Annotated in this window: 18 protein-coding genes; 7 read left to right on the top strand and 11 right to left on the bottom strand. The window is 73.0% G+C overall.

The features are described from left to right. Window positions 1-2: 2 nt before the first annotated feature. The 4 genes from ACI6PP_RS12885 to ACI6PP_RS12900 form a co-directional block, all read right to left on the bottom strand. A complete protein-coding gene (locus tag ACI6PP_RS12885; RefSeq protein WP_421111996.1) occupies window positions 3-1145 on the bottom strand; it encodes an alkaline phosphatase family protein in 1143 nt (380 codons plus the stop codon). Further along, window positions 1142-1765, bottom strand: coding sequence for a DUF5998 family protein (locus ACI6PP_RS12890; protein WP_421111997.1), 624 nt, complete (start codon window positions 1763-1765; stop codon window positions 1142-1144). Before ACI6PP_RS12890 ends, ACI6PP_RS12885 begins: the two co-directional genes overlap by 4 nt. Before the next feature lie 41 nt (window positions 1766-1806). Further along, window positions 1807-4530: a bifunctional acetate--CoA ligase family protein/GNAT family N-acetyltransferase gene (locus tag ACI6PP_RS12895; RefSeq protein ID WP_421111998.1), complete on the bottom strand. Its 2724-nt coding sequence runs from the start codon at window positions 4528-4530 to the stop codon at window positions 1807-1809. A 213-nt stretch (window positions 4531-4743) separates the two neighbouring features. Then, entirely contained in the window at window positions 4744-5262 is a 519-nt protein-coding gene (locus tag ACI6PP_RS12900) for a mycothiol transferase (protein WP_421111999.1), read from the bottom strand. Window positions 5263-5363: 101 nt separating this feature from the next. Here ACI6PP_RS12900 and ACI6PP_RS12905 point away from each other — a divergent pair, with 101 nt between their 5' ends. The 4 genes from ACI6PP_RS12905 to ACI6PP_RS12920 are packed head-to-tail and all read left to right on the top strand — an operon-like array spanning window position 5364 to window position 10897. Then, window positions 5364-7847 (top strand): DNA gyrase/topoisomerase IV subunit A, encoded by a 2484-nt coding sequence (locus ACI6PP_RS12905; protein WP_421112000.1) that lies wholly within the window; start codon window positions 5364-5366, stop codon window positions 7845-7847. A gap of 4 nt (window positions 7848-7851) precedes the next feature. Further along, window positions 7852-8562, top strand: a complete 711-nt coding sequence (locus ACI6PP_RS12910; RefSeq protein WP_421112001.1) for an LppX_LprAFG lipoprotein — start codon at window positions 7852-7854, stop codon at window positions 8560-8562. An 11-nt stretch (window positions 8563-8573) separates the two neighbouring features. Beyond that, window positions 8574-10334 carry an MFS transporter gene (locus ACI6PP_RS12915; protein WP_421112002.1) on the top strand — a complete coding sequence of 587 codons (1761 nt, stop codon included), beginning with the start codon at window positions 8574-8576 and terminating at the stop codon, window positions 10332-10334. 56 nt (window positions 10335-10390) lie between these two features. Beyond that, window positions 10391-10897: a beta-class carbonic anhydrase gene (locus ACI6PP_RS12920; RefSeq protein ID WP_421112003.1), complete on the top strand. Its 507-nt coding sequence runs from the start codon at window positions 10391-10393 to the stop codon at window positions 10895-10897. A 43-nt stretch (window positions 10898-10940) separates the two neighbouring features. Here ACI6PP_RS12920 and ACI6PP_RS12925 read toward each other — a convergent pair whose 3' ends face one another. Further along, window positions 10941-13136 carry a DNA gyrase/topoisomerase IV subunit B gene (locus tag ACI6PP_RS12925; protein ID WP_421112004.1) on the bottom strand — a complete coding sequence of 732 codons (2196 nt, stop codon included), beginning with the start codon at window positions 13134-13136 and terminating at the stop codon, window positions 10941-10943. A gap of 170 nt (window positions 13137-13306) precedes the next feature. On the opposite strand from ACI6PP_RS12925, the gene ACI6PP_RS12930 reads away from it, so the two are divergent. After that, a complete protein-coding gene (locus ACI6PP_RS12930; protein WP_421112005.1) occupies window positions 13307-13537 on the top strand; it encodes a DUF7455 domain-containing protein in 231 nt (76 codons plus the stop codon). A 16-nt stretch (window positions 13538-13553) separates the two neighbouring features. Further along, window positions 13554-14102, top strand: a complete 549-nt coding sequence (locus ACI6PP_RS12935; RefSeq protein ID WP_421112019.1) for a DUF456 domain-containing protein — start codon at window positions 13554-13556, stop codon at window positions 14100-14102. A 4-nt stretch (window positions 14103-14106) separates the two neighbouring features. Here ACI6PP_RS12935 and ACI6PP_RS12940 read toward each other — a convergent pair whose 3' ends face one another. The 4 genes from ACI6PP_RS12940 to ACI6PP_RS12955 all read right to left on the bottom strand — a co-directional run bounded on the left by ACI6PP_RS12940 (window position 14107) and on the right by ACI6PP_RS12955 (window position 17255). Further along, window positions 14107-14670: a HEAT repeat domain-containing protein gene (locus ACI6PP_RS12940; RefSeq protein ID WP_421112006.1), complete on the bottom strand. Its 564-nt coding sequence runs from the start codon at window positions 14668-14670 to the stop codon at window positions 14107-14109. Between the two features lie 54 nt (window positions 14671-14724). Further along, entirely contained in the window at window positions 14725-15330 is a 606-nt protein-coding gene (locus ACI6PP_RS12945; protein ID WP_421112007.1) for a rhomboid family intramembrane serine protease, read from the bottom strand. Between the two features lie 102 nt (window positions 15331-15432). Further along, the gene (locus tag ACI6PP_RS12950; RefSeq protein WP_421112020.1) at window positions 15433-16761 is read right to left on the bottom strand and encodes an RNA polymerase sigma factor; all 1329 of its coding nucleotides are present in this window, start codon (window positions 16759-16761) and stop codon (window positions 15433-15435) included. 92 nt (window positions 16762-16853) lie between these two features. After that, window positions 16854-17255: a universal stress protein gene (locus ACI6PP_RS12955; RefSeq protein ID WP_421112008.1), complete on the bottom strand. Its 402-nt coding sequence runs from the start codon at window positions 17253-17255 to the stop codon at window positions 16854-16856. 196 nt (window positions 17256-17451) lie between these two features. On the opposite strand from ACI6PP_RS12955, the gene ACI6PP_RS12960 reads away from it, so the two are divergent. Further along, the gene (locus tag ACI6PP_RS12960) at window positions 17452-17970 is read left to right on the top strand and encodes a hypothetical protein (protein WP_421112009.1); all 519 of its coding nucleotides are present in this window, start codon (window positions 17452-17454) and stop codon (window positions 17968-17970) included. 37 nt (window positions 17971-18007) lie between these two features. Here ACI6PP_RS12960 and ACI6PP_RS12965 read toward each other — a convergent pair whose 3' ends face one another. Beyond that, a complete protein-coding gene (locus ACI6PP_RS12965; protein WP_421112010.1) occupies window positions 18008-19480 on the bottom strand; it encodes a glutamate-cysteine ligase family protein in 1473 nt (490 codons plus the stop codon). Between the two features lie 56 nt (window positions 19481-19536). Beyond that, a complete protein-coding gene (locus tag ACI6PP_RS12970) occupies window positions 19537-20163 on the bottom strand; it encodes a GyrI-like domain-containing protein (RefSeq protein ID WP_421112011.1) in 627 nt (208 codons plus the stop codon). Between the last annotated feature and the right edge of the window lie 35 nt (window positions 20164-20198).

Consider the following 20198-nt stretch of genomic DNA (forward strand, 5'->3'; position numbering starts at 1 on the left):
CGTCAGCGGGGCGGGTCGACCAGCAGCGGGACGAGCATCTCGTCGGCGGTGACCGAGCCGTGGAAGCCGCGCATCTTCATCTCGACCTTGAACCGCTCGCTGGTGAAGACCCCGAAGTCGCCCAGGGACGCGACGACGACGTCGCCGATGCGCGGACGGACGCGGGGCTCGATCTCGCCGAACCAGCCGCGCCGCTCGGCGTCGTCGCGGGTGAGGACGACAGCCTGCTCGCCGAGTCGCTCGGCCCAGCGTCCGGCGACGTCGGCCTCGGCGCCCGTGCGGGTGTAGAGGTGACGGAAGCGGGCCTCGCCGGCCAGCACCACGACGTCGTCGAGCAGGTGCGGCTCGGCGTCGACGTCGAAGCGACCCTCGAGGGGGAGGTCGACCATGCCGTGGTCGGCGGTGACGAGCATCGCGGTGTCGTCGGGCAGGGCGTCGCGCAGGTGGCGCAGGTCGCCGTCGATCGCCCGGAGGCGCTCGCGCCACTGCTCCGAGGTGCAGCCGTGCTCGTGCCCGGCATGGTCGAGGGTGGACTCGTAGGCGTAGACCACGCCCTGCGCCTCGGCCTCGCACAGGTCGGCGACGGCCTCGAGCCGCTCCCACACCGACGTGACGCCGTGGAACGGCACACCGCGCTGGCTGCACAGCGTGAGCCCGGACCCCTCGAACTCGGCCTTGTTGACGCTGCTGGCGGGCACGCCGGACTCGGCGATGCGCTCCAGCACGCCCGTGTGCGGCTGCCACTGCGTGGCGTCGACGTCGCTCGGCCAGCGCAGCGCGTTCAGGGTGCGGTCGGTGCCGGGGATGCGGCTGGTGTAGCCGACGACGCCGTGGCCGCCGGGCGGCAGTCCGGTGCCGAGGCTCGTCAGGCTGGTGGCCGTGGTGGACGGGACGCCGACGGTCAGCGGCGAGGTGCCCTCAGCGAGGCCCGCGAGGTACGGGGCCTCGTCCGCGTGCTTCTGGAGCAGCCGGTGGCCGAGGCCGTCGACGAGCACCACGACGTAGCGCAGCGCCGGCGGCAGCCGCAGGTGGGTGGGCCAGCCCTCGAGACCGACGGCGCCGGCGACGTTGGGCAGCACCGAGGCCAGTCCGCGTCCGGCGTAGTCGGGCTCGACCACGCCGGCGGCGCCCACCGCCGAGGTCACTGGGCGGGGACGGAGGTCGCGGCCGACAGCGCCCGGGCGAAGGCCAGCAGCCGCTCGACCGCGGCACCGCCGTCGGCGGTGGCGCTGACGCGCAGCGAGAAGTCGTCGGTGCTGTCGCTGCCCGTGTAGCCGTGGTCGGCGTCGCACTGCGGGTCGGGGCAGGTGGCGGGCTCGAGCTCGAGCCGGCGGACCGCGCCCCAGCCGACCGTCAGCACGGCCTCGGTGGCGCCCGCGCGGCTGCGACGCGGGTCGGTGACGACCATCCGGGTGACCACGACCGACCCCACGCGCCCGAGCGGGACGGCCTCGGTGGTGGTGGACGTGTACGGCTCGGGCAGGAGGTCGTCGGGCGCGTGCTCGTCGGTGTGCGCCAGGACGAGGCGGGTCTGCGTCATCACGAGAACGGTGAGGTGGCGACGGATCTCGTCGCGCTCGAACGTGGGCTCGTGGTGGATGACGTACTCGGCCACCGGCTCGCCGCCGAGCGCGTCGGACAGGCCCGCGATGACCACCTCGGGGTAGTAGCCGCTGCGCTCGACGTCCTTGCGCAGGTCGGCGGTGCGGTCGACGGGGCCGTCGCCCGCGTCGACGCGTGACGGCACGCTGTGTCGGAAGGCCATGGACGCCAGTCTGTCACCTCGCCCCGACAGGGCCCCGCGGCCTATCCGGGCAGGGTGTCCTCGAGGCCGCCGGTGGGCTGGCTGAGCCGCCGGACGTACCAGTCGCTGCGGTTGTCGGCCGCCGGCGCGACGGTGGCGCGGGCCGTCAGGACCGTCATGCCCTCGGCGTGGGCCAGCACCGGCTCGAGGTCGAGCTCGGACACCTCGGGGAGGTCGTCCTTGAGCGCGGCGAGGCGCTCGAGCAGCTCCTCGATGGCGGCGGCGTCGGTGGGCTCGCTGCCGCGGTAGCCCAGCAGCAGCGGGGCCGAGCGGAGCTCGCGGACCATGGAGGCGGAGTCGACGTCGGTGAGCGGCGGGATGCGGAACGACCGGTCGCCGAGCAGCTCGCTCGCGGCGCCGGACAGGCCGAAGGAGACCAGCGGCCCGAAGAGCGGGTCCTCGACGGCCCGCAGCGACAGCGGGACGCCCGGGGGCGACATCTTCTGGACGATGAACCGCGCCTGCTCGGGCGGCGCGACGCTGCCGGTGAGCGAGGCCCACGCGGCGCGCATGTCGTCGGCGTCGTCGATGTTGCGCCAGACGTGGGCGAGGTCGGGGCGCGCGCGGAGGTGCTCGGCGGTGGCCTTGAGCACGACGTCCCAGCCGAGCTGCTCCCCGGCGGCGATGGCCTCGTCGAGGTCCTCGACGGCCGTCCACGTCCACAGATCGATGCCGTAGCACTCGAGCAGGTCGTGCACCTGCCGCGGCGACAGGGTGGCTCCGGCGGGGTCGTCGCGCAGGATGCCCTCGACGAGCGCGCGGGCCCTGGAGGCGTCGACGTCGTCGAAGTGCCGCACCTCGCCCTGCGGGCGGCCGGCCCACTCGGCGTAGCCGACGACGCGGGCGAGCGCCCGCACGGCGGCCTCGGGGGCGGAGTACGACGGCACCGAGCCGCGTCCGGCGCTGCCCTCGACGTCGGGGACGCGCAGCAGCTCGGGCACGCCGTTGGTGCCGAGGAACGTGGAGACGATGGGCTTGTCGGACTGCTCGCCCACCGCGGCCAGGACGTTGGCGACCTCCTCGCCGGTGACGTCGAGCGGCGGGATGAAGACCGCGACGACGGCGTCGACGTCGGGGTGGTCGAGCGACTCGTCGAGCGCGCGCTCGAAGTCCTCGGCGTCGGCGTTGGCGCCGAGCGACATCGGACGCGTGACGATCAGGCCCACGGCCGCGGCGGCGTCGGCGACCAGCAGGCCGAGCGCGTCGGAGTTGTCGACGACGGCGATGCGCGGGCCGCGCGGCAGCGGCTGGTGCGCGAGCAGCTGGGCGACGTCGAACATCTCGTCGAGGGTGTCGACCTGGATGACGCCCGCCTGGCGGAACATCGCGTCGACGGCGGACTGCGGCGCCGTGGTGTGGCGCACGGCGTGCCCGACGGGGACGCCCTGGGTGGAGCGTCCGGACTTCACCGCGACGACGGGCTTGCGGCGCCCGACGCGGCGGGCGATGCGCGAGAACTTGCGCGGGTTGCCGATGGACTCCAGGTACAGCAGGACGACCTCGGTGGCGTCGTCCTCCTCCCAGTACTGGAGCAGGTCGTTGCCCGAGACGTCGGCGCGGTTGCCGGCCGAGACGAACGTGGACAGGCCGAGGCCGCGACGGTCGACCGTCTCGAGGATCGCGACGCCGAGCGCGCCGGACTGGCAGAAGAACCCGACCCGTCCGCGCGCCGGCATCAGCGGCGACAGCGAGGCGTTCAGGCGCATCCCCGACGCGGTGTTGATGACGCCGAGGCAGTTGGGCCCGACGAGCCGCAGCCCGTACGAGCGGGCGAGGCCGAGCAGCCGACGCTGGCGACGGCGACCCTCCTCGCCGGTCTCGGCGAAGCCCGAGGAGATGACGACCATGCCGTGGACGCCCTTGGCGGCGCAGTCGAGCACCACCTCGGGCACCGACTCCGACGGCACCGCGACGATGGCGAGGTCGACCTCGCCGGGGATCTCCTGCACCGACGTGTAGGCCGGCAGGCCCGACACCGACTCGGCGTGCGGGTTGACCGCGTACACCGAGCCCGAGTAGTCGCCGAGCACGAGGTTGCGGACCATCGCCTGGCCGATGGTGTCCTGACGACGGCTCGCACCCACGACCGCCACGCTGCGGGCGTTGAAGAAGCGCTCGATCGACGCCGCCTCGGCGCGGTGCTCGCGCGCCTGCATGACGCCCATCGCGGTGTCGGTGGAGTCGATGGGGAAGACCAGGCGCATCACGCCGTCCTCGACGGCGCCGGCCACCTTGTAGCCCTGGTCGCGGAAGACCTGGATCATCCGGACGTTGTCGGGCAGCACCTCGGCGACGAACGTCTTGAGGCCGCGCTCGCGACCGGCCTGCGCGAGGTGCTCGAGGAGCAGCTGGCCGAGCCCGCGGCCCTGGTGGGCGTCCTCGACCAGGAACGCCACCTCGGCCTCGCGGTCGTCGACGGCGTCGTAGCGGCCCACCGCGATGACCGCCGCGCCGACGGTGACGACGAACGCCACCCGTCGGTCGTGGTCGACCTGCGTGAAGCGGACGAGGTCGCGCTCGGAGAGCACCGGGTAGGGGGCGAAGAAGCGGTAGTACTTGGACTGGTCGGAGACGCGGGCGTAGAAGTCGACGAACGCCGGGCCGTCGTCGGGGTCGATCGGGCGCAGCTGCGCCGCCCGGCCGTCGCGCAGCACGACGTCGGCCTCCCAGTGCGCGGGGTACGCGCGGCCCGGGGTGCCGCCGGCCACCGTCTTCTGATCGGTCACGTCACGAACCTACCGCCAGGTCGGGGCCCGGCGCGGCCAGGTCCTGTGGTCCACACCACACCTGGAGCCAATCCTGAGCGACCCGCCACCGGTACCGGCCGGCGGTGCCTGAGCCACCACCGGTGCGGGCCGGCGGTGGCTCAGCCACCACGTTCGGGCCCGACGTGGTGGCTGACGCACCGCCGGACGTGGCTGGGCCACCGGCCGGCGGCGTCAGGCGCCCTCCCCCACCGAGCCACCGGCGAGCTCGACGGCGACGTCCAGGTGCCCGACGTGGCGGGCGTACTCCTGGAGCACGTGGAAGCAGGTCCACGACAGGGTGGGCAGGTCGTCGGTCCACCGGCCGCCCGGGGTGGCGAGCGCGTCCAGCGGGGACGTCGCCAGCACCTCGGAGGTGACGGCGGCACCGGCGTCGAGCCGCCCCAGCAGCGACTCGACGTCCACCCCGTCCGGGACGACCCAGCGCCCGTCGACCTCGTCGCCCCACGGCTCGGCGACCTCGCGGCCGAGGAAGCCCCACACGATCCACCGCTGCTCCACGTGCACCAGGTGGGCGAGCAGCTCGAGCGGCGTCCACCCCGACGGGAGCCGCGACGTCCGCAGCCCCTCGTCGTCGAGCGAGCGGACGCCGCGCGTCAGCTCGCCGCGGTAGAAGTCGAGGTAGCGCCCGAGCAGGGCGGCGGGGTCGGACGTCGCCGACGACGGCTCGGGGAACGTGGTGGGGACGGCCATCGGGCCATCATGGGCACGCGGCGTGGCGGGCGCGAGCCCGTCGGGGGCCCGGTGGACAATGCAGGGGCACCGTCCCGCACCGCCGAGGAGACCGCAGCCGCATGGCCCCCAGCCGCAAGTCCGCGCCCGTCGTCGACGACTTCGAGGAGAAGATCGTCGACATCGACGTCGGCGAGGAGATGCGCACCAGCTTCCTGGAGTACGCCTACTCGGTCATCTACTCCCGCGCGCTCCCCGACGCCCGTGACGGCCTCAAGCCGGTGCAGCGACGCATCCTGTTCACGATGGCCGACATGAACCTGCGGCCCGACCGCGGCCACGTCAAGAGCGCCCGCGTCGTCGGCGAGGTCATGGGGCGGCTGCACCCGCACGGCGACGGCGCCATCTACGACGCGCTCGTGCGCCAGGCCCAGCACTGGTCGATGCGGCTGCCGTTCGTCGACGGCCAGGGCAACTTCGGCTCGCCCGACGACCCGCCGGCCGCCATGCGCTACACCGAGTGCCGCCTCGCACCGGCCGCACTGGCCCTCACCACGTCCATCGACGAGGAGACCGTCGACTTCCGGGCCAACTACGACGGCCGCGAGCTCGAGCCGGCCGTGCTGCCGGCCGCGCTGCCCAACCTGATCGTCAACGGCACCTCGGGCATCGCGGTGGGCATGGCCACCAACATCGCGCCGCACAACCTCGTCGAGGTGGTGGGCGCGCTGCGCCACATGATCGCGCACCCCCAGGCCACCCTCGACGACCTCATGCGCTTCGTCCCCGGGCCCGACCTGCCCACCGGCGGCAAGATCGTCGGCCTGGACGGCATCCGCGACGCGTACGCCACCGGCCGCGGCAGCTTCAAGATGCGCGCCACCGCCCGGGTGGAGCAGATGGGACGCCGCCGCGGCATCGTCGTCACCGAGCTGCCGTACAACGTCGGGCCCGAGAAGGTGATCGAGCGGATCAAGACGCTCGTCCAGACCAAGAAGCTGCAGGGCATCGCCGACGTCCTCAACCTCACCGACGGCGACAAGGGCCTGCACCTCGTGATCGAGGTCAAGAACGGGTTCCACGCCGAGGCGCTGCTCGAGCAGCTCTACAAGATGACGCCGATGGAGGACTCCTTCGGCGTCAACGCCGTCGCCCTCGTCGACGGCCAGCCCCGCACGCTCGGCCTGCTCGAGATGCTGCAGGTCTTCCTCAGCCACCGCGACGACGTCGTGCGGCGCCGCACCGGGTTCCGTCGCCGCAAGGCCGCCGACCGCCTGCACCTCGTCGACGGCCTGCTGGTCGCCCTGCTCGACATCGACGAGGTCATCCAGGTCGTCCGCGGCAGCGACGACACCGCCGCCGCCCGTGAGCGCCTGATGCAGGTCTTCGACCTCAGCCAGGCCCAGGCCGACTACATCCTCGAGCTGCAGCTGCGCCGGCTCACCCGCTTCTCGCGGATCGAGCTGGAGAAGGAGAAGGGCGAGCTCGAGCAGACGCTGGCCCACCTCGACGAGATCCTCGGCGACGAGCAGGTGCTGCGACGCGTCGTGTCCGACGAGCTGGCCGAGGTGTCCGCCGAGCACGGCACCCCGCGCCGCACGGTGCTGCTGGAGTCCGCCGGCCAGACCGTCGCGGCGTCGCAGCCCCTCGAGGTGCCCGACGACCCGTGCCTGGTGCTGCTGTCGGCCACCGGGCTGGTCGCGCGCACCGGTGACGACGGCCCGCTGGGCACCGGCACCGGCCGCGCCTCGCACGACGTCGTCACGAGCGTCGTCCGCTCCACCGCCCGCGGCGAGGTGGGCGTGCTCACCAGCCTCGGACGGCTGGTCAAGCTCGACGTCATCAACCTGCCCGCGCTGCCGCCCACCGCGGGCGCGCCGCACCTGTCGGGCGGGTCTCCCCTGGTGGAGCACCTCGACCTCGCCAAGGGCGAGCGCGTGCTGGCCCTCACCGGCTTCGACCCCGACGCCCCCGGGCTCGCGCTCGGCACGCATCGCGGCGTCGTCAAGCGCGTGCGGCCCGAGCACCTCGCGGCCAAGGACTCGTGGGAGGTCGTGGCGCTCGCCGACGGCGACGAGGTGGTCGGCGTCCGTGCCCTCGAGACCGGCGACGAGGAGCTGGTGTTCGTCACGTCCGACGCCCAGCTGCTCCACTACCCGGCCTCGGCCGTGCGCCCGCAGGGCCGCGGCGGCGGCGGCATGGCCGGCGTCAAGCTCGGATCCGGCGCCCACGTGGTGTTCTTCGGCGCCTTCACCCCCGACGAGGGCTCGACGGTGGTCACCGTCGCCGGCGACGCCGCGGGCGCGCTGCCCGGCACGGGCAGCGGCAGCATCAAGGTCACCCCGTTCGCGGAGTACCCCGGCAAGGGACGCGCCACCGGCGGCGTCCGCTGCCACCGGCTGCGCGGCGGCGAGGACGGTCTGGTGCTCGCCTGGGCCGGACGCGGGCCCGCGATGGCCACGGCCTCCTCCGGTGCGGCGGTCGACCTGCCCGCCCCCGACGGACGACGCGACGGCTCCGGGGTGCCCGCGACCCAGGCGCTGCTGGCCGTCGCCTCACCGGTCGGGCAGGACCCCGGGCCCGTCACCGAGTCTCTGGCAGACTGACGCCGTGCCACGCCTCGGGATCCATCGCCGCCTGACACCCCTCGTGCTCCTGCTGGGCGGAGCGTTGCTCCTCTCGTCGTGCAGCCGTCAGGACGAGGAGGCCACCCGGCCCGACATGCTCGGTCCCCGGCTCGAGGCCGCGCGCACCACCCTCGACGACGCCGAGACGATCGACCTCTCGCTCACCACCGAGAAGCTGCCCTCGGGCGTCACCGGCCTGCTGTCGGCCACCGGCAAGGGCAACCACTCCCCCGCGTTCACCGGCGACGTCCGGGTGTCGGCGGGCGGCACGGGCGTCGAGGCCCAGGTCGTCTCCACCGGCGGCAAGGTCTACGCCAAGATCGCCTTCGCGCCGGGCTTCAACGCGATCGACCCCGCCGACTTCGGCGCGCCCGACCCCGCGGCTCTCGTGGCCAAGACCGGTGGGGTCTCCGAGCTGCTCACCAGGACCACGGACCTCAGCGCCGGCGACCGCAGCCGCGACGGCGACGACGTCCTCACGGCCGTCGACGGCCAGCTCGCGGGCAGCGACGTCAAGTCGCTGATCCCCACCGCCGACGCCAGCGGCACCTTCGACGTGTCGTACCGCCTCACAGACAAGGACGTCCTGCGCGACGCCACCATCGCCGGGCCGTTCTACGCCGGCGGCGACCGCGTCACCTACAAGCTGGTCGCCACCGCGTCCGACACCCCGGTCGAGATCACCGCGCCCTGACGGGCCCCGCCATGAGCACCTCGCCGGGTGACGCCGTGCGCGCCCGCTCCCGGTCGCCGCGCGTCCTGCTCGCCCTGGCCGCCGTCGCGGTCGCGTTCGCCGCCGCCGACACGTACGTCGTGGTGCTGGCGCTGCCCGACATGATGACGTCGGCCGGGCTCGACCTCGACCAGCTGCAACGTGCGGCGCCCATCGTCTCGGGGTTCCTGCTGGGCTACGTCGGCGTCCTGCCGCTCATCGGGCGCATCGCCGACCTGCGGGGACGTGCGCCCGTGCTGCTCGCCTCGCTCGTGGTGTTCGCGATCGGCTCGGTGCTCACGGCCGTCGCGTACGACCTCGACACGATGGTCGTGGGCCGGTTCGTCCAGGGCGTGGGCGGCGGTGGGCTCGTGCCCGCCACCCTGGCCCTCGTCGCCGACCTCTGGCCACCGGAGCGACGCGGGCTGCCGCTCGGCGTCGTCGGGGCGGTCCAGGAGCTGGGCAGCGTCGTGGGCCCGCTCTACGGGGCGCTCGTGCTCGCCGTCGCCGACTGGCGGGCGATCTTCTGGCTGAACTGCGCGGTCGGCCTGGTGCTGGTCGCGGCGCTGCTCGCCGTCCGTCCCGACGAGGGCGGCGCGGCTCCGGCCCGGTCGCGCGGACGACCCGACGGGCTCGGGGCCCTGCTGCTCGTGGCGGCGCTCGCGTGCGTCGCGGTGCTCGAGCTGGAGCCCACGGGCCTGGTCACCGACATCACCTGGGGCCTGGCGTTCCTCCCGACCGTCGGCGACACCCGCTGGACGAGCCCGCTCGCGATCGCCGTCGTGGTGGTCCTGGGGCTGTTCGTGCTGCGGCAGGCCACCGCCCGACGGCCGCTGCTCGACTGGCGCTCGTGGGGGCCGGTCGTCCGCACCACCGACCTGCTCGGCGCGCTGCTGCTCGCCGTGGCTCTCGGGGCCGTCGTCGTGGCCTTCGCGTCGGCCGACCCCGAGCAGAGCGCGCTGTCGCCGCAGGCGCCGTGGCTGCTGTCGGTCGCCGCGCTGTCCGCCGTCGGGTTCGCCTGGCGCCAGCGCGCCGCCCGCTTCCCGCTCGTCCCCCGCGACGCCCTGCGCGCGCGCCGCGCCTGGGGATCGATCGTGGTGTCGTTCCTGATCGGGTCGGCCCTCATCGCGGCGCTCGTCGACATCCCGTTCTTCGCCCGGATCACGGTCTACCGCGACTCCCAGCTCGACGCGGCGCTGGTGCTGCTGCGCTTCCTCGTGGCGCTTCCCGTGGGCGCCGTGGTGGGCGGCTGGCTCACCCGGCGCGTGCGTCCGGGCCCGCTGACCGCTGTGGCGATGCTCGCCGTCGCGGTCTCGTTCGTCGCGATGGCCACCTGGGACCGCGACGCCCTGCTGTCGTGGACGAGCACCGTGCCCCTGGTCGTCGCCGGCCTGGGGTTCGGGGTCGCGATCGCGCCCGTCAACGCCGCGCTGCTCGCCTCGACCCGCCGCGAGGCCCACGGGGTCGCGAGCGCTCTGCTCGTCGTGGCCCGCATGGTCGGCATGCTCGTCGGCATCTCCGCGCTCACCACCATCGGGCTCCAGCGCTTCTACGTCGCGACGCGCGAGATCCCGCCCGTCGCCGAGCTGTGCCCCGGCGGCACCACCTGCGGTGCCTACCGCGACGCGCTCGTCGACGCCGGCGTCGTCCAGCTGAGCGCGGTGTTCACCGGTGCGGCCGTGTGCGCGGCGCTCGCCGCCGTGCTGGCGCTGGTCCTGCTGCGCCCCGGACGCGGGGACGACGCCGACTCCTGAGCGTGGTCCGCCTCACGTGACGCGCGCGAGCCGCCGGCCGTCGGTACGGTGTCGCCGTGACCGACTCGACGCACGACTTCGACGACCTGCTCCAGGCCAACCGGACCTTCGCCGACCACTTCGACCTCGCCGGCTTCGACGGCGTCGCCCGCGCGGGCGTCGCCATGGTGACCTGCATGGACTCCCGGATCGACCCGCTCGGCATGATCGGCCTGAAGCCGGGCGACGCCAAGATCCTGCGCAACCCCGGCGGACGCGTCACCGACCAGGTGCTGGTCGCGCTCACCCTCGGCGCCAACCTGCTCGGGGTCGAGCGCGTCATGGTCGTCCAGCACACGCGCTGCGCGATGGCGTCGGGCACCGAGGTCGAGCTGCGCGACCGCCTCACCGAGGCCTCGGGCAGGGACGCGTCGTGGATGACGCTGGGCGTCATCACCGACCAGCGCGCCGACATCGCCGACGAGGTCCACAAGGTCCACGCCCACCCGCTCATCTCCGACTCGGTGGTCGTGGGCGGGTTCCTCTACGACGTCGACTCCGGCCTGCTCGAGCAGGTCGTCTGACCGTCGCCGCGACGGCGCCCGGACCGGGGCGCCGTCGCCGGCCTCAGTAGTCGAGCTCGTCGTCGCCGATGCGCTCACCGTTGGCGACGATGAAGTCCTTGCGCGGGGCGACCTCGTTGCCCATGAGCAGCTCGAAGACGCTGCTCGCCTGCTCGGCGTCGTCGACGGTGAGCCGGCGCAGGGTGCGCTGCCGGGGGTCCATCGTGGTCTCGCGCAGCTGGCCCGAGCTCATCTCGCCCAGGCCCTTGTAGCGCTGGATGGGGTCCTTCCAGCGCAGGTTCTTCTTGCGCAGCTCGGCGAGGCGACGCTGCAGCTCGGTGTCGGAGTGGGTGTAGACGTACTTGTCCTGGCCCTTGCGAGGGTTGGTCAGCTCGATCCGGTGCAGCGGGGGCACGGCGGTGTAGACGCGCCCGGCCTGCACCAGCTCGGGCATGTACCGGAAGAACAGCGTGGCGAGCAGGCAGCGGATGTGGGCGCCGTCGGAGTCGGCGTCGGCCATGAAGATGATCCGGCCGTAGCGGCGGGCGTCGAGGTCGAACGTGCGACCCGACCCGGCGCCGACCACCTGGATGATCGACGCGCACTCGACGTTCTTCAGCATGTCGGCCACGGAGGCCTTCTGGACGTTGAGGATCTTGCCGCGGATGGGCAGCAGTGCCTGGAACTCCGAGTCGCGGGCCGTCTTGGCGGTGCCCAGCGCGGAGTCGCCCTCGACGATGAACAGCTCGCCGCGGTCGACGTCGTTGCTGCGGCAGTCGGCCAGCTTGGCCGGCAGCGCCGACGACTCCAGCGCGTTCTTGCGGCGCTGGGTGTCGCGCTGCTGACGGGCCAGGACGCGGGTGCGCGCCGCCGCGATGACCTTCTCGAGCACCTGGCGGGCCTGGGCCTTCTGCGCGGTGCGGGTGGAGGTGAGGAACGCCTTGAGCTCGCGGGCCACCACCTGGTTGACGATCTTGGTGACCGCCGGCGTGCCCAGCACCTCCTTGGTCTGGCCCTCGAACTGCGGCTCGGCCAGCCGGACGGTGACGACGGCGGTGATGCCCTCGAGCACGTCGTCCTTGATCACGTCGGGGTCGGTGGCCTTGGTCAGCTTGGTCTGGCCGAGCACGTCGTTGAGCGTCTTGGTGAGCGCCCGCTCGAAGCCGTTGACGTGGGTGCCGCCCTTGGGCGTGGCGATGATGTTGACGAAGCTGCGGACGTGGTTCTCGTACCCGGTGCCCCAGCGGACGGCGACGTCGACGCCGAGGTCGCGCTCGACGTCCTGCGGCGTCATGTGGCCGGCGTCGTCGAGCATGGGCACGGTCTCCACGAACGATCCGGTGCCCTGGAGGCGGACGACGTCGGTGACGGGCTCGTCGGTGGCGAGGAACTCGCAGAACTCGGTGATGCCGCCGTCGTGCCGGAACTTCTCCTCGCGACCCTCGGGGCCGCGGTGGTCGCGGATGACGAGCTCGAGGCCGGGCACCAGGAACGAGGTCTGGCGGGCGCGACCGACCAGCTCCTCGTAGGAGAACTCGGCGCCCTTGATGAAGATCTGCGGGTCGGCCCAGTAGCGGACGCGGGTGCCGGTGACGGTCTTCTTGACGCGGCCGACCTTGTGCAGGGTGTTGTCGGGCGTGAACGGCGCGTCGGGGCCGTCGCCGTCGAAGACCCCCGGGACACCGCGCCGGAACGACATCGCCCACGTGGCGCCGCCCTTGTCGACCTGGACGTCCAGGCGCGACGACAGCGCGTTGACCACGGACGCGCCCACGCCGTGCAGGCCGCCGGTGGCGACGTACGAGCCGCCGCCGAACTTCCCGCCCGCGTGCAGCTTGGTGTAGACGACCTCGACGCCCGTCAGCCCGGTCTTGGGCTCGATGTCGACCGGGACGCCACGGCCGTTGTCGAGCACCTCGACCGAGTCGTCGGGGTGCAGGACGACCTCGATGGCGTCGCCGTGCTGCGACAGCGCCTCGTCGACCGAGTTGTCGATGATCTCCCACAGGCAGTGCATGAGCCCGCGGGTGTCGGTGGACCCGACGTACATGCCGGGACGCTTGCGGACGGCCTCGAGCCCCTCGAGGACGAGGAGGTTGCGGGCGTCGTAGGCGGTGGCGATGGCGGTGCTCCCTCGGGCGTGCGGCGGTGGTCCGGTGCCTGCTGAATCTACCGTCCGCCGCCGACGGTGCCGCGGGACACGCCCGCCGATCCGTGGGATGAGCGGCGCGACGGCCCGGACTGGGGGATGATGAGGCATCGGCCGGTACGGTCGGTACGGACGGCTCCCGCGGCTCCAGGTGCGAGGTCGTCCCGGTCTCCGGCCCGTGTCGTGGGTCATAGAGGCGGACCGGGATGATCGGTGCGTGGTTGGATGTTGAGGAAGTCGTGGCCACCAGTCCACTGCATTTCCAGGAGAAGAGGTCAGACGTGACGACGACCGTTGCCCCACCTGCTGCCCTCAACGCCAGCGACCGCTGCGACCGTTGTGGAGCACAGGCCTACGTCCGTGCCGAGCTCGCGGGCGGTGGTGAGCTGCTGTTCTGCGCGCACCACGCGCGCAAGCACGAGGACAAGCTCCGCGAGATCGCGGTGACCATCCACGACGAGTCCGGCAAGCTCGAGCAGACCCCGCACATCGCCGACGACGACGGGCGCTGACCACCCGTCCCACCGCATCCACGCACGACCCTGGGCCGCCAGGTCCGGGGTCGTCGTGCGTCCGGGGCATGATGAGGTCGTGAGCGTGACGGGCGAGGTCGTCGTGGGCCTGGTGGTCCTCGTGGGGCTCGTCGGCATCCTCGTCCCGGTCCTGCCCGGGGCCGCCCTGGTCTGGGCCGCCATCGCCGTCTGGGCGTTCGCCACCGGGGAGGCCGCCGGATGGTGGGTCCTCGCCGGCGCCACGGTGCTCACCGTGGGCGCCTTCGTGGTCAAGCTGGCCTGGCCCGGACGCCGCCTCACGCGCGCCGGGGTGCCGGGGCGGGCCCTGGTCGCGGGCGGGGTGGTCGGCGTGGTCGGGTTCTTCGTGGTCCCGGTCGTCGGCCTGTTCCTGGGGTTCCCGCTCGGCGTCTGGGCACACGAGCGCGCCCGGCTGCGCGACGGACGGGCGGCCTGGGACGCCACCGTCCACGCCCTGCGGGCCACCGGCCTGTCGATCCTGGTCGAGCTGGCCGGGTCGCTGCTGTCGGCCGGCTTGTGGCTCGTCGGCGTGCTGGTCCTGACCTGACCGGTCAGGACGAGACGAGGTCGAGCCGGCGCCGCAGCGTGCGGACGGCCGTGCTGGCCGCGACGCGCACCTTGGTGTCGCGCGTGACCAGGGAGTCGAGCGCGGCGACGTGCTCGGACTCCCCCACCGAGCCGCTGGCTCGGATCGCCGCCACCTGCACGCGCGGCTCCTCGTCGGCGATCAGGTCGAGCAGCGCCTCGGCCGCCGACCCGACCTCGTGGTGGAGGACGACCTTGGCCGCCATCTCGCGCACGCGCCAGTGGTCGTCGTGCAGCGCCGCGACCACCACGGGCTCGGCGTAGTCCTCCCAGACGTAGAGCAGTCCGCGCGCTCCCCAGGTGCGCGGCCAGTGCGTCTGGACGCGCTCCTCGAGGTGGCCGCGCTCCATCTGGTAGATGGCGCTGTCGCCGGCCAGGAACGTCAGCGGCACGGGCAGGCGGTCGAAGTCCAGCATCCCCTCGAGCGTCGCGAGGCAGGTGTCGATCGTGGCGTGCCGGCCGTACGCCTCGATCGCCTCGGCGATCAGGACGCGCGGGGCCGCGGCGAGGTCGACCGGATCGGGACACACGCTCGTCACGCTCTCACATCCACCCGCGGGACCGGTGCGCGCGTGACCGTCGTCTCAGACCGCGCGGAACCGCGAACGGGTGAGGCCGCGCGACAGCCACCAGGCCATCAGGACCCCCGCGAGCGCGCCGCAGAGGTGGCCCTGCCAGGAGATGCCCGGCTGACCGGGGAGCACGCCCCAGACGATGCCGCCGTAGAGGACGGCGACGGCCACCGCGACGGCGATGTTGAGCAGCCGCCGGGCCAGCAGCCCCCAGGTGACCAGGAACGCGGCGTACCCGTAGACGACGCCGCTCGCGCCGATGTGGATCGTGCCGGGGGTGGCGATCAGCCAGGTGCCGAGCCCGCCGAACAGCGCGATGCCGATCGTCGCGGCCCAGAAGTGGCGCGTGGTGACCGCGATCAGGATCCCCATCACGACGAACGCGCCCGTGTTGGCGATCAGGTGCGAGAAGTCGGCGTGCAGGAACGGGGAGGCGACGATGCCGAACAGCCCGGACTCGGCGCGCGGGTAGATGCCGTTGGCGTCGAAGTTCGTGCCGGGCAGGGTGTCGACGGCCTCCACCGCCCACATCAGCGCGACGAGGACGAGCACCGGCACGGCCGAGCCCATCGTGGTGGCGACGACCCCGCGTCCCCGAGCGTTCACCGGCTGCGACATGACCCCAGCGTACGGGCGCGTGGTGAGCCTCAGGAGTCGTCGCGGACGGCGCCCTCGCGCAGGGCGCGGTCGCCCTGCACCGGGCTGCGCCCGGTCGACGACCTAGTCGAGGTAGTCGCGCAGGACCTGCGACCGCGACGGGTGGCGCAGCTTCGACATGGTCTTGGACTCGATCTGGCGGATCCGCTCGCGCGTGACGCCGTAGACCTTGCCGATCTCGTCGAGCGTCTTGGGCTGGCCGTCGGTGAGCCCGAAGCGCATGGAGACCACGCCGGCCTCGCGCTCGGACAGCGTGTCGAGCACCGCGTGCAGCTGCTCCTGCAGCAGCGTGAACGAGACCGCGTCGGCCGGGACGATGGCCTCGGAGTCCTCGATCAGGTCGCCGAACTCGGAGTCGCCGTCCTCACCCAGGGGGGTGTGCAGGCTGATGGGCTCACGGCCGTACTTCTGGACCTCGACGACCTTCTCGGGCGTCATGTCGAGCTCGACGGCGAGCTCCTCGGGGGTGGGCTCGCGGCCGAGGTCCTGCAGCATCTGGCGCTGGACGCGGGCGAGCTTGTTGATCACCTCGACCATGTGCACCGGGATGCGGATGGTGCGGGCCTGGTCGGCCATGGCGCGGGTGATCGCCTGGCGGATCCACCACGTCGCGTACGTCGAGAACTTGAAGCCCTTGGTGTAGTCGAACTTCTCGACCGCGCGGATCAGGCCGAGGTTGCCCTCCTGGATCAGGTCCAGGAAGAGCATGCCGCGACCGGTGTAGCGCTTGGCCAGGGAGACCACGAGGCGCAGGTTGGCCTCGAGCAGGTGGTTCTTGGCGCGGCGACCGTCCTCGACGATCCACTCGAGCTCCTCGCGGACCTTGGGGGTCTGCTTCTTGTCGCCCGCGAGACGCTCCTCGGAGAACAGGCCGGCCTCGATGCGCTTGGCGAGCTCCACCTCCTGCCCGGCGTTCAGCAGGGAGACCTTGCCGATCTGCTTGAGGTAGTCCTTGACCGGGTCGGCGGTGGCGCCGGCCACCATGACCTGCTGGACGGGCTCGTCGGTCTCGTCGGCGTTCGACAGCGTGAAGCTGGACTTCTCGTCCTCGACCAGCGTGGGGTCGGTCTTGAGGTCCTTCTCGAACTCCGCGTCGGGGATGTCGGGCAGGACCTTCTTGCCCTCGGCGTCGACCTGGACGGTCTCGACGACCGCGGCCGCGGTGGAGGCCTTGCCGTTGGCCGGGGCCTTCTTGGCCCGTGCCGTCTTCTTCGGGGCCGCCTTCTTGGCGGTCTCGGGAACCTCCGCCTTGACGGTCGTGCGTCCACCCGCAGCGGCGAGGACAGCCTTGACCGTCGAGCTCTCAGGCGTAGAAACCACGTGGCGACTCCCCTTGGCTCGTGCACGCCGAGCCCTCGATTTTGGTGCATGGGCGCGGCAGGACCCGCTCAGGTCAACCGCACCGGTCCCAGTGTGCCACGCACCTGGGGGTCACGCACATGCGGCTCCCCGTGGCCGCGGCCGTCCCTGCGATGGCAGGGATGTCAGGCGGACTTGACCGCCAGGACCGGGCAGGGCGAGTCCAGCAGGACGCGCTGGGCGTTGCTGCCCAGGATCAGCTTGCCGACCGGCGAGCGCCGACGCAGGCCGATGACGATGAAGTCGGCGGCGACGTCGTCGGCGACCCGGATCAGGTCGTCGGCGGGGTCCATGCCGCGCACCAGCTGGCGGATCTCGTGCTCGACGCCGGAGTCCTTGAGGCGGTCGCGGACGTCCTGCAGCTGCTGCTCGGTCTCGAGGGCGTCCTCGCGGTCGAAGTCGCGCCCACCGCGGTGGGAGTTGACCACGACGAGCCGCGACCCGCGCAGCTTGGCCTCCTCGGTCGCACGCGTGAGCGCGGCGTCACCCTCGGGCTTGGGGACGTATCCGACGACGATGGTGCCCATGGGGGTCTCCTCCTGGTTCAGGCGCACCGGCCCGTGACGGGACTGGCTCGAGCGGTGCGGCGGGAGCAACCCTAGGCCATCTCGGACACCATCCACGACCTGTCCTGTGGACAGCCGTCACGACGCCTCCGCGGGACCCATGCTGGTCGGCGAGCCTCCGCGACCGCGGGGGTGTCGGTCGAGCAGGGAGGTGCAGGTGCCACGGGTACGACCGCAGGTGCCGGGGCTCGATCCCCGGGCCGCCGACACGTTCGTCCGGCACCGGGTGCTGGCGCTCAGGGCGACGGGGCGCGCAGGCGGCGAGCGCGTGGCCATGGTGGGCCTCGCGGACGTCGGGCTGCATCCGGCCGAGGTGGCCGACCGGTGCTGGTGGGAGCCGACTCCCGACGACGCCCCCGCCGACCGCGGCCTGCGGGCGGACGTGGTGCACGCGCTGCTCGCCGGTGCCGGCGAGGGGCCGCTGCTCGCCACCTGGACGCGCAGCGGGCCGAACGAGGTCCTCGAGCCCGACCTCGCCTGGAGGGCGGCGCTGGCCCGGGCGTCGAGCCTGACGGACCGCCCGGTGCCGCCCCTCGTGGTGCTGACGCGGTCGGGCTGGCGCTGCCACCCCACAGGCGGCCACCGGACGTGGAAGCGGCTGCGTGAGCGCGGCCCGGTGACGGGCGCCGCGGCCCCGCAGGGCACGGCGGTACGACCGCGTCGGCGCCCCGGCTAGACCGGGACGCGCGGCGCGCTCGGTCCCGGGTGTGCACTCAGTCCCAGGTATGCACAGGGTCGTTGGCGTGCATGCGCTCGGCGTAGGCCTCGGTGGTGCGGCGCAGCGCCTCGTGACGGTCGACCGCTCCCCCGCGGTGCAGCCGCTCGAAGCGCTGGATCAGCCAGGTGGACCCGTTGCGACCGGTCAGGCACCGCTGCTCGATGATGCCGAGCAGCCGGTCGCGCTCGGCGGGGTCGACCGACAGCGAGTCGAGGCCGCGGTGCGCGAGCGGGAGGAGCCGGCGCAGTGCCAGCTCGGTGGCCGGCACCGAGCCCAGGCCCGGCCAGAACAGCTGGGCGTCGATCCCGTCGCGCGCCGCGATGTGGAAGTTCTCCTCGGCGGCGCTGAACGACATCTGCGACCACAGCGGACGGTCGGCGTCCACCAGCGCCTGGGTGACGCCGAAGTAGAACGCGGCGTTGGCCAGGGTGTCGACGACCGTGGGCCCGGCCGGGAGCACCCGGTTCTCGACGCGCAGGTGCGGCCGGCCCTGGGAGACGTCGTAGATGGGCCGGTTCCAGCGGTAGACGGTGCCGTTGTGGAGCGACAGCTCGTTCAGCCGGGGCGTACCGCCGGCGTCGAGCACCTCGCGGGGGTCCTCGTCGTCGAGGATCGGCAGCAGCGCCGGGAAGTAGCGGACGTTCTCCTCGAACAGGTCGAAGATCGAGGTGATCCAGCGCTCGCCGAACCAGACCCGGGGGCGCACGCCCTGCGCCTCGAGCTCCTCGCTGCGGGTGTCGGTGGCCTGCTCGAACAGCGGGATGCGCGTCTCGTGCCACAGCTGGCGGCCCAGGCAGAACGGCGAGTTGGCACCGAGCGCGAGCTGGACCCCGGCGATCGCCTGCGACGCGTTCCAGTGGCTCGCGAACTCGTCGGGGCCGACCTGCCGGTGCAGCTGGGTGCTCGTGCACGCGGCCTCGGGGATGATCGTGTCGGCGGTGGTGCGCAGCCGGTCGACGCCGTCGATGCTGATCGAGATGTCCTCGCCCCGCGCCGCCAGGATCTGCTCGGACAGCAGGGCGTAGCGCGGGTTGGCCGACAGCGTCGCACTGGTCATGTGTCCCTCGCGCAGCGTGGGCAGGATGCCCACCATCACGAGGTGGGCCCCGACGCCGGCGGCCTTGGACTGCGCCTCGTTCAGGTCGTCGCGCAGCGTCTTCTCGAAGGCGCCGAACCCGCCGTCGTCCAGGCGACGCGGCGGCACGTTGATCTCGATGTTGAACTGGCCGAGCTCGGTCTGGAAGTCCTCGTCGGCGATCGCGTCGAGCGCCTCGGCGTTCTTCAGCGCGGGCTCGGCACGGTCGTCGGTGAGGTTGAACTCGATCTCGATGCCGGTCATCGGCCGGTCGACGTCGAACTCGGACCCGCTCAGCATCCGTGCCAGGACGTCCAGGCACATCCGCACCTTCTCGCGGTACCTGGTGCGGTCCTCCCGGGTGAACTCCCGGTGCTCGACCTCCTGGCCCATCGGACCCTCCCCTTGCTCTGCTCGGCCACCGTCACCCGGCGACGCTGCGCACCAACCTAGGGCGTCCCGGTCCGGATCACCGGCTGGCGCAGGATCGTCCGCAGCCTGTCCGGTGCCGTGCGCCGCACGTCGCTGAGGTAGACCTCGTGGTGGCGCCCCGTGGGCCGCAGGCCGTGGGCGGGGACGAACTCGTGGTGCAGGCGCTCCAGGACGGGTCCCTCGTCGTCGAACGAGCCCACGTGGAGCGTCTGCACGCACAGGCCCTCGGACAGCGGCGCCAGCCGCACGTCCCCCAGGCGGGACGGGTCGCGCCTGCGCGCCACCTGCTCGACGGCGGCGTCGAACATCTCCGGGCCGACCCAGTCCGGGACCATCACCATCAGGGTCCAGTCCCAGCGCGCCTTGTCACGAGCCGAGGTGAAGGCGTCCAGGTCGTCGGCCCACCACAGGCCCTCGAGCGGCATCACGACGTGGTCGCGCCCGAGGTCCCTCTTGCCGGCGAACTTGAGCGTGTACGCGACCGGGAACAGCGCCCCGACGGCCTCGGTGAAGGCGCCGGTGTTCGGGTCTCCGTGCCCGTCGATCATCAGGTACTGCAGGTCGGGCACCTCGACGACGTCGAGCACCCCCTGCCTCGCGCGGTAGGCGCCGATGGCGCGCTTGTGGTCGACCTTGGGCTCCACGCCGCCCATCCTGGCGTGACGCGTGGCGGCTGTCA

It is taken from the genome of Solicola agrisoli (assembly GCF_049059935.1).
GTDB lineage: Bacteria > Actinomycetota > Actinomycetes > Propionibacteriales > Nocardioidaceae > JAURVT01.